The following is a 13,922-nucleotide window of genomic DNA, read 5'->3' as shown; positions in this document are numbered from 1 at the left end:
AATGGGCGCATAATGGCGTTATAGGCCGGTCGATCGAAGTGCCGGCGCCGCTACTTTAGAATTCCGAGCAGCCAGAGCAGGATGAGCAGGCTGACAGGGACGCCCAGAAGCCACAGAATAAATCCCTTTCCCATCGTACCCATTGTCCCCTCCGATTTTGAGTGCATTGCATAATCAGGAGCAGCATCGGATCATCGCGTGCTCATCGAGGCGTCCGCCAGGAGGGCGCGATTCAGTGCATCCACCATCTTCAGATGGGCCGTCCGATCCTGTGCCAGATCGGCGACAAAGAGGTTGGCATGATTCCTCTGCAACAGTTCCGCGAATTGTCCATGCCTTGTCTCCGGGACTCCATACAGAACCGCGAGAGAGGTCACATATTGCCCGCCGCCGGCCGCTGCCTCTTGGCGCAAGTTCTCATATGCGACGCCGGCAAAGAGATTGATCTTCTGCTCTTGTTTGACGATGCCGTCCGCCGAGAAGAGACCTTCCGGGCTCGTGCTGGAAAAGAACCGTACCGTGGTGTCGACACTGGCTTTGGTCGTATTGCAGGCCGACAGGCTGACGCCGAGGGCCATGATTCCGACCATTGCCGCTAGTTGGTGACGAAGTGTGGTTGTCATCGCTCCTCCTCTTATGATTGGCAATGAGGTCGAGTGCAGTTCGCGTTTCTTTGTGTCAAGACGATACTGCCGCCGTTACCGATTTGCGGTATGAGTACAAGCAAATGGCGGACCGGCCTGAAGAGCGCCGTCCCCCAGCGAACCTGCAGACAATTCGTCGAATTCTCTACGTGTTCCCGCGAGGGACGGATCTCATTCGTCGTGCTCTGCGGACATCTTGTCTCGATTTCGGACAGAATGCATTGAACGGTGGGATGGAGAGTTGAACGGCATGGGGCCGCCTGCGGACGGCTCTAATTGGGGCGAAGCCCGAGGTTGGATCGATTTGGCGAGATGGTTCGGTTTAGTTGTGCGGGGTTGTACTTCACCAATCCTTAAAAATAACAAACACGGCGCCCGCCATCATGGCAAAGCCTGCCACATAGTTCCATTTCAATGGTTCCTTCAGATAGAGGACGGAGAACACACAGAAGACGACCAGCGTGATGACCTCCTGGATGGTCTTCAATTGAGCCGCGGTAAACATATGGTGCCCGATGCGATTGGCCGGAACCTGAAAGCAGTATTCGAGGAACGCGATCAGCCAACTCAGGACGATGGCGATCCATAAAGGCGACTGTTTATATCTGAGGTGTCCATACCAGGCGAACGTCATGAAGATGTTCGAGACGGTGAGCAAGGCGACGGTTTGCATAGAACTCCTTTCGAAAGAGTTGCGGCTATGGTATCTGGCTTATGCATTATTTGAGTCTTAAGTCTTTGCGCTTCACGAGCGGCGGCATGGCCTGATGTAGCGGGGCTCTAATGACGCGGGCATACGATTTAGTGTAGAGCCCGGGACTGATAATCCCGAGCATTTTATGTTTTTCAACGCGGCTGCAGAGCAGATGAAACGGCGAGCGGTACGCGGACCAAAAGCTGCGGAGAATGATCAGAAACGGGGGCTGAACTTATTCGGTCTATCGTATCACATGCAATCGAAGAAGACGCCGGTCTGCATCCGCGGCCTCACATCCCCGCTTCCTTCAGCACCTGTCCCGTATACGACCGTTTCGATTTGGCGATATCCCGCGGTGGGCCTTCGACGACGATTTCTCCGCCCCGTTCGCCTCCTTCCGGGCCAAGGTCGATGATCCAGTCCGCATTGCGGATCACATCGAGATTATGTTCGATCACAAGGACCGTATTGCCAGCTTCGACAAGCCGATTCAGCACGTCCATCAACCGCTGGATGTCGGCAAAGTGCAAGCCGGTGGTCGGTTCATCGAGAATGTACATGGTGCGGCCGGTCGCCCGCTTGGACAATTCGCGGGACAGTTTCACCCGTTGGGCTTCACCGCCGGACAGGGTCGTCGCCGATTGGCCGAGCTTTACATAGTGCAGTCCCACGTCATGGAGCGTCTGCAACTTGGCCTTGATATGGGGGATATGCTCAAAGAATTCCAGGGCATCATCCACCGTCATGTTGAGAATATCCGCAATGCTCCGACCCTTGTATTCAATCTCTAATGTCTCGCGATTGTACCGTTGTCCCTTGCAGACTTCGCAGGTCACATAGACGTCAGGAAGGAAGTGCATCTCGATCTTGATGAGGCCGTCGCCCTGGCAGGCTTCACAGCGACCGCCCTTCACGTTGAAACTATATCGGCCCGGCTTATAACCGCGCACCCGCGACTCCGGCAAATTGGAGAATAAATCCCGGATAAAGCTAAAGAGCCCCGTGTAGGTGGCGGGGTTGGATCGCGGAGTTCTGCCGATCGGCGACTGGTCGATGTCGATAACCTTGTCCAGCGCGTCGACGCCCGCCACCTCTTTGCATCCGTCGATTTTTGGTTTCTTGTGGTAGAGCAGCTGCGACAGTGAGTGGAATAAAACCTCCAGCACGAGCGTGCTCTTTCCCGATCCGGACACCCCGGTGACGCAGGTGAGCAATCCCAGCGGAATGCGGGCCGTAATGCCTTTGAGATTGTGTTTCCGGGCGCCGACTACACTGAGATGGCCTTTGGCCTTTCGGTCCCGGTGCGGCAGGGAGACCATCTGCTCGCCCCGTAGATATTGCCCCGTGAGCGAGGCGGGGGTGGCCATGATCTGTGCCGGCGTCCCTTGGGCGATGATGTTGCCGCCGTGGGTGCCGGCGCCGGGGCCCATATCGACAATATGGTCCGCCGCCTCCATCGTCTCTGCGTCATGTTCCACGACGACGACCGTGTTGCCGAGATCCCGAAGTCGCAGAAGGGTTTGCAGTAATCGGCGATTGTCCCGTTGATGCAAGCCGATTGACGGCTCATCCAATATATAGAGCACGCCGACAAGCCCTGAGCCGATCTGGGTGGCGAGTCTGATACGCTGCCCTTCGCCGCCGGATAGCGTTGCGGCAGCTCGGTCCAAGGTCAGATAGTCCAAGCCGACATTGACGAGAAAACCCAATCGCTCGCGGATTTCCTTCAGGATCCGCTGTGCGATGACCAGTTCCCGGTCGGTGAACTTCAGTCCTTGGAAGAATTCGGCTGCGGCCCGGACCGAGAGCCGGGTCGTATCAGCGATGGACTTATTCGCAAGCTTAATCGAGAGGCTTTCGGGCTTCAGCCGCGCGCCCTGGCAGGCGGCACAGAGCTCCAATAATGTGAAGTCTTCATCCTCCGGGCAGCCGGGCGTGACGGCATAGCCGATGCCGTCGCAGGCAGGACAGGCGCCGTGCGGGCTGTTGAAGGAAAAAATCCGCGGTGTGACCTCCGGATAGCTCACGCCGCACTTGATACAAGCCAGCTTGTCGCTATAGAGGCGACCGTGACCGTCCTCGGTCAGGACCCCGACGAGGCCACCCGTCAACTTGGAAGCCGCTTCGACCGAGTCGGCCAGCCGCCGAGCCAGCGCATCGCCCGCTTTCATAATCAGACGATCGATAATAATTTCGATTGTGTGTTTTTTCTGCTTGTCTAAGGAAATGTCGTCGCCGAGATCGACGATCTGGTTATCGATCCGGGCCCGCACATAGCCGGCGCGGCGCATCTCCAACAGTTCTTTCCGGTATTCGCCCTTCCGCCCCCGAATGATCGGCGCGGTGATTTGGAATTTGGTACCCTCCGGTAATTCCCGGATGGCATCGACCATCTGCTGGATCGTCTGGGCAGTGATTTCTTCTCCGCATTGATGGCAGAACGGCCGGCCGACCCGCGCAAACAGGAGGCGCAGATAGTCGTAAATCTCCGTGACGGTTCCGACCGTGGAGCGCGGATTGTGACTCGTGCTCTTCTGCTCGATCGAAATGGCGGGCGAGAGCCCTTCAATGGAATCGACGTCCGGCTTTCCCATCTGCTCCAGAAACTGCCTGGCATAGGCGGAAAGCGACTCGACGTAGCGGCGCTGACCTTCGGCGTAGATCGTATCGAAGGCGAGCGAGGATTTCCCCGAACCGCTCAAGCCGGTGATGACGACCAGCTTGTCGCGGGGGATTTCGACATCGAGATTCTTAAGATTGTGCTCGCGCGCGCCCTTGATGACGATGGAGTCGGACATAAGCGCAGGATTATAACAATATTAAATCGAAAGATGGAAAGGCCCGCATGACCAATGATACCTTACGAAAAGTGAAATGGACGCCGGTGTTCGATGCAGCGCTGAAAGTCTGGTGGCCAAAGCTGCCCGGCGAAAGGGCGGGCGTGCAGCCGGTTACGCTCCTCGAACATCTCATGCGGGAGAATTTTAAGCCGTTCGGGCATACGGAAGTGAAGAACAGCGCCGCTTACGTCACCGCTGTAAGGAAGAAGAACCGCAAGCAGTCGGACGAAGCTTTTCTGGCCGAAATCGACGCATGGCAAAACTCTCAGTCCTCGTAGGCGCCGTGGATGGACTGATTGACGCGGGGCAAGGGCAAGAATGGCGGCTGACGAACCGTGGCAGCTTCGGGTGCCTGCGTCCGCAAACATGACGCTCGTTAGTCCTCGCGTCGCGGACCCCGACCCTCCACGCGATTCGCGGCGCAGGACTCACCATCTATTGGACGTGCCTCTACGGCGAGCGCAGACGCTCATCACAGCGCGCCTGCTTCTTCGAAAATCTTCCCATTGCTGAAAAGTAAGTAAGTTATCCCGAAGAGTATCGCATTAAATACGGCGCGACGAATCAAGTCGCTTCACAAGATGTTGGAAACAAGCTCTCGCCCGTTCTATGGCGCCCGTGCTTGACAAAGCTCGAACTTGGGTGCTACCACGCAGCCATGGTGCATCTGGAAGAACGGCCGGTGCGTACAGAAGAGGAGCCTGCCGCTCCGCCGCAGGCCGTTTCGACTTGGTCCGGGCCGGCGCGCGAGCAGGCCGTGCAGCGGATGTTCACGGCCATCGCCCGTGTCTACGATCTCAATAATACGCTGTTGAGCTTCGGGCTGCATCATGGCTGGAAACGAAAAGCCGCCTCGTTTGTGCCGGCCGTCGACAGCGGGCGCGCGATCGACATCGGGGCAGGGACGGCGGACCTGGCCTTACTGATCGAGCCTCGGATGGGAAACGGCGGACATGTCATTGCATCCGATTTGAACCATGCCATGTTGGTGGAAGGGTTCAAGAAAATCGACCAGAGACAGCTTCGACGGCGTATCTCCTGTCTGCGCGCCAATGCCGAGCAATTAGGGTTTGCCGACCACACGTTCCATGCCGTGACTACCGGGTTCTGCATGCGCAACGTCGGTGACCTCATGCAGGCCTGTATGGAAATCAGGCGGGTCCTGCGCCCGGGAGGCCGTTTCGTGTGCTTGGAGTTTTCCAGGCCGGTCTATAGATGGTTGAGAAGGTCCTATGATTGGTATTCCTTCCACCTCATGCCTTGGATCGGGACCAAAGTTGCACATGATCGGACCGGTGTGTATGAATATCTTCCTGCGTCTATCCGGGGATTTCCTGATCAAGAACGGTTCAGCGAGCTGCTTCGCCGGGCGGGATTCCGCGAAGTGGAGTACCATAACTTGACCGGCGGAATCGTGGCGATACATGTGGCAATAAAATAAATGAGGAACCCTCATTTCTAATTGTTTATGGATTCCATCCTCTACATTTTCCTTCCCTGCAAGAAGGTCTATCCGATTGGGGTGACCTATCTGGCGGATTTTATTCACCGGAGGAAGCCGCAGGTCCGCCAGCGGATTATCGATCTGTCGCTGTATCCGGAATCTCAACGTACCCAAGCGGTCCGGGATGCGGCTCTGGCGTTCAAGCCTGATTTAGTCTGCTTTTCCTGGCGGGACATTCAGATTTTTTCACCCCATGAAGGGGACGCCTCGCTGGAACATGCGTTCAACTTTTATTTCGCCAGCAACCCGATCAAGCGGGTGGCAGCCTCCTTCTCGGGGCTGACGCAGCTTTATCGGTATTACAGCCACATCAGAGCCACCCTGTCCTATCCCTGGCTGATCAGCAAGGAATTCCCCGAGTCGCAGATCATGATCGGGGGCGGTGCTTTCACCGCCTTTGCAGATCAACTGATCCAAAAATTGCCGGAAGGCACCATCGGCATCCTCGGTGAGGGGGAGGACGCCATTCTCAAAGTGATAGAAGGCCAATCGCTGGAAGGTGAGAGGTATATCGTTCGTGAAGGTAAGCAAGTCCGCAAAGGGGAGCAGCGGGCGCCGGCCTTGCTCGACGCCCTGACCGTGGATCTGCCGTATCTGACCTCAATCTTCCCGCAGTACGGGCAGTATGTCGATGAATCGATCGGCGTCCAGACCAAGCGAGGTTGTCCGTACGACTGCGCCTTCTGCCTCTATCCATATATAGAGGGGAAACGGGTGCGGTATCGGCCGCCCGAGATGGTCGTCCGCGACATCGCCCAGCATTATCACCAATGGGGCGCCAGGCGATTCTGGTTTACGGATGCGCAATTCATCACGGGCAAAGAGGCGTATCCGCAATGCATTGAAATCCTGGAGCGCATTCTCCTTGAGAAGCTGGACATCGAATGGTCCGGCTATATTCGGACGTCCCTGATCACGCCCGAGCTTGCCAAATTGATGGTGCGGTCGGGAGTCGGCGATCTGGAGGTCGCGATCACGTCCGGGTCCCAGGAAGTCCTGAATAATCTTCATATGGGCTTCAAATTGGAGCGGCTCTACGACGGCTGCCGTTATCTGGCTGAAGCAGGATTCAAAGGGAAGGTGATTCTGAACTATTCCCTCAATAGTCCCAAGGAGACCGAAGACAGTCTGTTGCAAAGCGTGGAGTCTTATAAAAAGGTGGCCTCGATCTTGGGCGAGGATCGAGTGTTCCCATTGATGTTCTTCCTCGGCATCCAGCCGAACACCGATCTCGAACATCGGCTATTGGAGGAGGGATATTTGTCCGCCGGATACAATCCTTTGATGTTGACCCCCACCAGCATCAGGAAACTGCTATATAACCCGGCGCCGCTGAACAAGATCATAGCCAAGGCCTGTCTTGCAGCCTGGGAGCGGAAGCAGGGTAGCCGGGACCCGCGGCGTTGGACCGGCTCGCTCTCGCAGAATTCAGCCTCCCTCACGGGGAGGCCCGCCACCGGTTCCTATGCCGATGGGAATCTCATCAAGGGCGTCCAGAACAACTCCGGCCGGGAAGCCCTGTTGACCCTGGAAGAAATACTGCGGTCGCGCGGCTCCTCGAATCCGGCCACTTCCGGGGCGCAGAGGACCGCCGTGAGTACGCACCGATAGGCCAAGGATTACTTGCATTCCAAAGAAACGCGATGCTATCATGCCCCTTCATTTCAGGGACGAGTCTCATTTAACCAATTGAAATTCTGAAATTTATTTGACTCGATCTCGTATGGAGCGTTCCTCCAGGAGGCACCTCGATGTATAAGACTATCTACATCCCGGTCGATAATTCCGACCACTCCAATACGGCCGTGGACGTGGGAATACACCTTGCGAAGACCTATGGATCCAAGATTGTCGGCAGCCATGTGTATGCGGCAAAGATGCACGATAAACGCTTCAAGCAGATGGAAGCGGGACTGCCGGAAGAGTACCACGATGAAAAGGAATTGGACCGCCAGCGACAGATCCACGATTCCTTGATCACCCGCGGCCTGCAGATCATCACCGACTCCTACCTCGATTACGTCGACAAGATGTGCACGGAGAACAACTTGCCGATCGAGCGGCGTTCGCTCGAAGGCCGTAATTGGAAAGTATTGGTCGAGGATATCAATTCCAATGCTTACGACCTGGTCATCATGGGGTCGCTCGGCGTGGGAGCGGTCAAGGACAGCGTGATCGGCAGCAACACCGAGCGGGTCGTCCGCCGGGTGCGCAATTCCGACATGCTCATCATCAAACAGACCCAGCCCATGACCAACGGCAAGATCGTGGTTGCGGTCGACGGCAGCCCCTATTCCTTCGGCGGTCTTATGACCGGTCTGGCATTGGGCAAGGCGTTCAACCGGCCGGTTGAAGCGATCGCCGCCTTCGATCCTTATTTTCACTATGCCGCCTTCCATAGCATCTCGGGGGTCTTGAACGAGGAGGCCGGGAAGGTCTTTCGGTTCAAGGAGCAGGAAAAGCTGCACGAAGAGATCATCGACAGCGGCCTGGCCAAGATTTACCAGTCGCATCTCGACATTTCCCGAGAAATTGCACAGGCTGAAGATACAGATGTCAAGACCACACTGCTGGACGGCAAGGCCTTTGAAAAAATTATCCAGTATGTGCGTAAAGAAACGCCGTGGCTCTTGATCGTGGGACGCATCGGCGTTCATAGCGATGAGGATATGGACATCGGCAGCAACACGGAAAATCTTCTTCGATCCGCGCCCTGCAATGTCCTCATTTCGAACCGCAAGTACGTACCCCCCATCGATACCCAGGCCGAATACACCATCGCCTGGACCGAGGAAGCTCTCAGGCGGATGGAAAAAATTCCGATCTTCGCGCGCGGCGTCGCCAAGACCGCCATTCATCGCTATGCCATCGAGAAAGGCCACACGATCATCAGCAACACGGTCGTGGACGCGGCGGTGGGACACATCCTTCCGAAAGGCGCCATGGATGCGATGCGGGCCTTAGGGGGGAGTCTCGATGCGGCCGGCATCGACCGGGACAAGATGCAGGCCGATGATTCGGTTGCTCAGGATCTCATGGGCTCAACCTTGAGCGGCATGATGACTCAGGTCGTCGAAGAGAAGCCGGTGGTGACAGAAGCGACGCAGGCCTATCTCGACAGGATGAGCCAGAATTATTTTGTGTGTGACGGTTGCGGCTACATCGGAAAAGGCGAGACGCCGGTCAAGTGCCCCGTCTGCAATGCCGAGGGCAATCGGTTCAAGCAGGTCGATAAGAGCATCTTCGATGCGGCTGCCAAGACGGAGGGCGGCGTCGAAACCGACGTCGCGTACGACGATGTGCCGATGCAATGGACGAAAGATGCGAAGGAAGCCATCCGTGCCGTCCCTGCCGGATTCCAGCGCCGACGCGCAAAGGCAAAAATCGAGAAAAGCGCAAGAAAACTCGGCATGACTACGATTACTCTGGAATATGCCGGGCCGATGATTGAAGAGGCAGCCTCCGAAGACTATACGCCGATCTTTGCCAATAAGGGCACCGGGACGGCCCCGGGATCAGAGGCGGAACCTGAAGATGCGAACGGCAACCGGTCCAATGGTCACGGGATACAGGAGGTGTCCGCGCCGCCGCAGCCTGCTTCGCCCTACACCTGGACTTCCGATGCGCAAGCCAGACTGGAGCGGGCGCCGGAAGGGTTCATGCGCGATTGCACCAGGGCGCTCATCGAGAAACATGCGGATAAGATTGGGGCGACGGTCATCACGCTGGAAGTCGCCACCGAGGGCATCGAGCAGGCCAAAGGCTACATGGCTGAGGCGATGAAAACCGGCAACCTGAAAGACATGATCGCCAATCTGACAGGCAAAGCCGGTTCCTAGCTTTGCAATGATAAATGAGTAATTTGGAATGATGAATGAATCGGGCAACTGTTCTATCCTGACATTCCTCATTCCTTATTCCTAATTCCAAATTCCAAATTAACACGAACATGGGTAAATCTCTTCCGATCATCAATCTGCCTTCGTTTGGGGACAAACTCGGGGCTCTTCAAGGCCAGTTCACCCAATTCTTTTCGCCGTCTGATCGCCCGCAAGCGCCACAGGACGGGCGGACGGTCGATGACTTTAAGCCCTATCTGGTCGCGCTGAATCTGACCAAACGGTGCAATCTCAAATGCGATCACTGCTATCTGGACGCCACGACCAAAGCAGGCGGCGGCTCCGATGAATTGTCAACGCAGGAATGTCTGCGCCTGATCGATCAAATTGCGGAGGTCAATAAGGGCTGCTTGCTGGTTATTACGGGCGGCGAGCCGCTGGTGCGCCCGGACATTCTCGATATCGCGCGCCATGCAGTGAAGCTCGGCTTCATGGTCGTTTTCGGTACGAACGGGATGTTGATCAATGATCGCATGGCGCAAACATTGGTCGAGATCGGGGTCATGGGAGTCGGGATCAGCATCGATTCATTGGATGCCGAGAAGCATAATCGGTTCCGCGGCCTCACCGGCGCGTGGGAAGGCGCGCTGGCCGGCATCGAAGCCTGTAAACGGAACGGATTGCAGTTCCAGGTGCACTTCAGCGCGCAACCGATGAACTACCAGGAGTTGCCGGCGGTCGTAGATTGGGCTCACGACTTGGGTGCGCGGGTGCTGAATGTCTTCTTTATGGTCTGTACGGGCCGTGGGGAGGAGTTGACTGATATTACCCCGCAACAATACGAAGAAGTGCTCGGCTTCCTGATCGACTGCCAGGATAAGTATAAGGACATGCTCGTGCGCGCTCGCTGCGCACCGCACTTCAAGCGGCTGGCTTACGAGAAAGATCCCAATTCTCCCATCACCAAGGCGACCGGGTACATGGGCGGCGGCTGCCTCGCCGGGACCAATTATGCCCGCGTGACGCCTAACGGCGAACTCACCCCTTGTCCCTATATGCCGTTGTCGGCGGGCAATGTGCGGGAGAGCAGCTTCGTCGATCTCTGGGAACGCTCCGCCATCTTTGATTCATTCCGGTATCCGCAATTAAAAGGCAAATGCGGCGACTGTGAATACACGGATATTTGCGGCGGCTGTCGGGCCAGGCCCTATGTCGATCACGGTGATTGGCTGGATGAAGACCAATGGTGTCTCTATACCCCGAAGGGCGGCGAGAAAATTCAGGTCGCGTTCAACACGCCGGAAGAGACGGATATCGCCTGGGATGAAGCGTCGGAACTCCGCCTCAGCCGTATTCCCTATTTCCTACGGGCCATGGTGAAGAAGGGTGTCGAGCGGCACGCGAGGGAGAACGGCATCACCCTGATCACGGTGCAATTAATGGAAGAGCTTCGCAAGAAGCGCTTCGGCAACGACGCACCGGTCTTTAAATTCTAATGAGGAGTGTGGAATTAGAAATGTGGAATGATGGCAGGGTCCGATCGCTGACTTTCCTAGATTCCGCACACCATTCCTCATTTTTCATTCCTCACTTCTCATTTCTCACTCTCCCTTCCTCGTTGGGCTGCTGATGGACGGCCTTCAAAGCGTCTTCTTCGATCTCAATCAGTTGATTCCTATCGTGAATCACTGGTTTCATCTCATGTCCGCCGTGATCTGGATCGGCGGATTGGCCTTTCTCGTCATGGCGGTGAACCCGGCTTTGAAAGACGGCAGTGTGCCCAAGGAGTATATCCGTCCGATTACGGATGCCTTCTATAAGTACTATAAACGCGTCGCCGGCGCGCTTCTCGTCGTGCTTTTGTTCACCGGCGGCATCAACGTCCATTATGTAAATAAAGTCCTCACCTCCCAAACCGGACAGGGGATTCAGCATCACGGCAAATACCTCTGGATTTTCTGCATTAAACTCATCCTTGTCCTCTGCCTCTTGACCCTCTTTCTCTACACGGTGATCTTCAAATCCGATCCGGAAGACGAACATGAGGAAGAGGAGGCCTACGAGGCCATTCCGTTTCAACGGGCGGCCCTATGGATGGGATTTTTCATCATTCTGTGCGCCGCCGCCATGAAGCATCTGCACCAGTAATCATGCCCGGTACGGGCAGTTCTCCCTAGAGGGCCTGAACCGTTTATGATGATCTAATTCGGTGCCCTCACGCCTGTAGGACCGTATCCATTCAGATACCGTTCGTTTTCTGAAACGATACACCGCTCCACCACCACAGGCAGCCTGCTCTGCCCGGTCAACATCCGCCTTCCCGCAAGCTTTTGAAAAAATGTCAGTATCTAAGGCGCGCCGTAACGGGTGCCAAACGGACCTGGGTGGTATACGAGTTGCTTGAGATAAAAGGCGGATAGGTCTGCCAGGACCCAACAGATCCGATGGCAGCGACGGGACACACGATCCGCGTTCTTGCAGGGCGGTCATACTTATGGCAATAGTGCGTCCCACTACGCACTCGATAGGAGGAGTTATGCCAAAGACGCCCGTGATCGCGCTGGTGGGACTTGCACTAATGTTATCGTCCGGTATGCCTCTCCCCTCTATGGGACAGCAGAATGGCGCCTCATCATTTGTGGCACGTCCTGATATCGATGCCGTGTGGCTCAGGCAGGCTCCGTGGAATGAAGACGAACGGGCACTGTACTACCATTTGAGCAGCGGCACTCAGCTCATCCCGTATAGTTGGTTTCTTGCGTTGGAACAGCCCGACAAGGAGGGTTTATTTACAGACGATGATCACATGAAGCAGCTCCATCTAATTCCCGATGGCGCTCATCCTGTGCACAACCCGGACGGGTTGCCGCTGGGTTTTACCAAGACGGTGTTTCCCAACGACCCCCGTGGGATCAAGGAATATGTCGGCATTACTTGCGCCTTCTGCCACACCGGCGAGCTTCACATCACTTCGCAGGATCGCGGGCGCCTTACCTTGTACATCGAGGGCGGCGGCTCCATGCAGAACAATCCCAAATTTTTGGAGGCGCTCGTGACATCGCTCGCGCGCACCGCCTCGGACGAGGCCAAGCTCAAGAAATTTGCCAAGCCTGTCCTCAAGCAGTGGGACAACGAAGAAAGCAGAAAAGCTCTCAAGAAGGCCCTGAATAATTCGAAGGACGTCCTTGTCGCACGATCGCACCGGGAGGAAGTTCAGGAATGGGGAGTCGGCCGGTTCGACGCTCTGAACCGGGGCAGCAACTTGGTGTTTATGCCGTTGCACTCTAAAAATGAAAGCGCGCTGGATGCGCCGGTAAGTATCCCGCCGCTCTGGAATGTGCATCTCTACGATTGGGTCCAGTGGAACGGCGCCATACAAAATCCGTTGGCGCGGAATATTGCCCAGGTGATCGGCATCGGGTCAGGGCTCTTTCAAAATCCGCCGTTTCAGGATCTCCAGGATCCAAAGGCGCTGCTCCTTCTTAAACGGCCGCCTGATCCTTTTGCATCCTCTTTGGAGATCGACAAGCTTCTGCAGCTAGAGGAAATGGTGTCAACGATCAAGCCGCCGCGTTGGCCGGAGGAACTCTTTGGTGAGATCAATATGGCGAAAGCGGTGGAAGGCAAACAACTGTACCGCGACAACTGTAAGCATTGTCATGTGCCGGCACTTCTGGATTCGCCGACGGGGTTCGGCCAGCGTTTCAAGATGAATATCATCGACCCTGCCGAAGTGGGGACCGATACCAAATATCTCAACTTTGTTTCCCGGAGGGTACAGACGGGGAAACTGAAGGATGACTTCGGAGCCGAGTCCCTGTCGGCGGCCAAGGCGTCCGAATGGCTGACCACGACCCTGATGAGACGGTGGACGCCGGACCCCGGCCCGAATAAGTGGGAATCGTATGGGTTATTGGCGCGACCGCATGCCGGTGTCTGGGCTACTCCGCCGTTCCTGCATAACGGCTCTGTACCGAATTTGTACGAAATTCTCAGCCCCATGGAAGAGCGAACGGCATGTTTTTATCTTGGCGACCTTGAATATGACACGGAAAAAGCGGGCTATAAGGTGCGACCATGCGCCGACGGGGAGCGACACGGGGAGTTTAAGTTCGACACCTCGAAGGACGGGAATCGACAAACGGGACACGAGTTTCGCAGGGATAATCGCGCCGGGCAGATCTTCACGCCTGAAGAATGCAAATCGTTTGAAAAGGGCGGAAAAAATGGAATACTCGGGTGCGAGCTCAACCGCGACCAACGCATGGCGATCATTGAATATCTGAAAACCTGCGACTTGGACGATGTGACGTGGAATCCACATGAAATTCCGAAGGTATGCAAGGCGAGACGGGTCTTTCTGCCGGAATAAGAATTCGTAGTCAGCCGGCAGTGGGG

At 56.0% G+C, this 13,922-nt stretch carries 10 protein-coding genes; 7 read left to right on the top strand and 3 right to left on the bottom strand.

The window, feature by feature from the left end; all coding sequences use genetic code 11:
• Positions 1 to 191 precede the first annotated feature (191 nt).
• From ACWGXE_RS19850 to uvrA, 3 genes are all read right to left on the bottom strand, one after another.
• Complete coding sequence (locus ACWGXE_RS19850) at positions 192 to 623, bottom strand: DUF3015 family protein (RefSeq protein WP_447599822.1); 432 nt, start codon at positions 621 to 623, stop codon at positions 192 to 194.
• A 364-nt stretch (positions 624 to 987) separates the two neighbouring features.
• Positions 988 to 1,317: a DMT family protein gene (locus ACWGXE_RS19845; RefSeq protein WP_447599821.1), complete on the bottom strand. Its 330-nt coding sequence runs from the start codon at positions 1,315 to 1,317 to the stop codon at positions 988 to 990.
• 314 nt (positions 1,318 to 1,631) lie between these two features.
• Positions 1,632 to 4,139, bottom strand: coding sequence for an excinuclease ABC subunit UvrA (gene uvrA / locus ACWGXE_RS19840; protein WP_447599819.1), 2,508 nt, complete (start codon positions 4,137 to 4,139; stop codon positions 1,632 to 1,634).
• A 47-nt stretch (positions 4,140 to 4,186) separates the two neighbouring features.
• Between uvrA and ACWGXE_RS19835 the strand changes: the two genes are divergently transcribed.
• The 7 genes from ACWGXE_RS19835 (at position 4,187) to ACWGXE_RS19805 (ending at position 13,896) form a co-directional block, all read left to right on the top strand.
• Positions 4,187 to 4,459, top strand: coding sequence for a hypothetical protein (locus ACWGXE_RS19835; RefSeq protein ID WP_447599818.1), 273 nt, complete (start codon positions 4,187 to 4,189; stop codon positions 4,457 to 4,459).
• Between the two features lie 344 nt (positions 4,460 to 4,803).
• Positions 4,804 to 5,622 (top strand): class I SAM-dependent methyltransferase, encoded by an 819-nt coding sequence (locus tag ACWGXE_RS19830; RefSeq protein ID WP_447599817.1) that lies wholly within the window; start codon positions 4,804 to 4,806, stop codon positions 5,620 to 5,622.
• A gap of 27 nt (positions 5,623 to 5,649) precedes the next feature.
• Positions 5,650 to 7,296 (top strand): B12-binding domain-containing radical SAM protein, encoded by a 1,647-nt coding sequence (locus ACWGXE_RS19825; RefSeq protein WP_447599816.1) that lies wholly within the window; start codon positions 5,650 to 5,652, stop codon positions 7,294 to 7,296.
• Positions 7,297 to 7,436: 140 nt separating this feature from the next.
• Complete coding sequence (locus tag ACWGXE_RS19820; protein WP_447599815.1) at positions 7,437 to 9,524, top strand: universal stress protein; 2,088 nt, start codon at positions 7,437 to 7,439, stop codon at positions 9,522 to 9,524.
• Positions 9,525 to 9,634: 110 nt separating this feature from the next.
• Positions 9,635 to 11,020, top strand: a complete 1,386-nt coding sequence (locus tag ACWGXE_RS19815) for a radical SAM protein (protein ID WP_447599813.1) — start codon at positions 9,635 to 9,637, stop codon at positions 11,018 to 11,020.
• A gap of 133 nt (positions 11,021 to 11,153) precedes the next feature.
• Positions 11,154 to 11,672 (top strand): hypothetical protein, encoded by a 519-nt coding sequence (locus ACWGXE_RS19810; protein ID WP_447599812.1) that lies wholly within the window; start codon positions 11,154 to 11,156, stop codon positions 11,670 to 11,672.
• A gap of 388 nt (positions 11,673 to 12,060) precedes the next feature.
• Positions 12,061 to 13,896, top strand: coding sequence for a di-heme-cytochrome C peroxidase (locus ACWGXE_RS19805; protein ID WP_447599811.1), 1,836 nt, complete (start codon positions 12,061 to 12,063; stop codon positions 13,894 to 13,896).
• The last annotated feature ends 26 nt before the right edge of the window (positions 13,897 to 13,922 follow it).

It is taken from the genome of Nitrospira sp. Nam80 (genome assembly GCF_965152575.1).
Note: the sequence above shows the minus strand (reverse complement) of the source record. Positions and strands in the feature narration are given on the sequence as shown.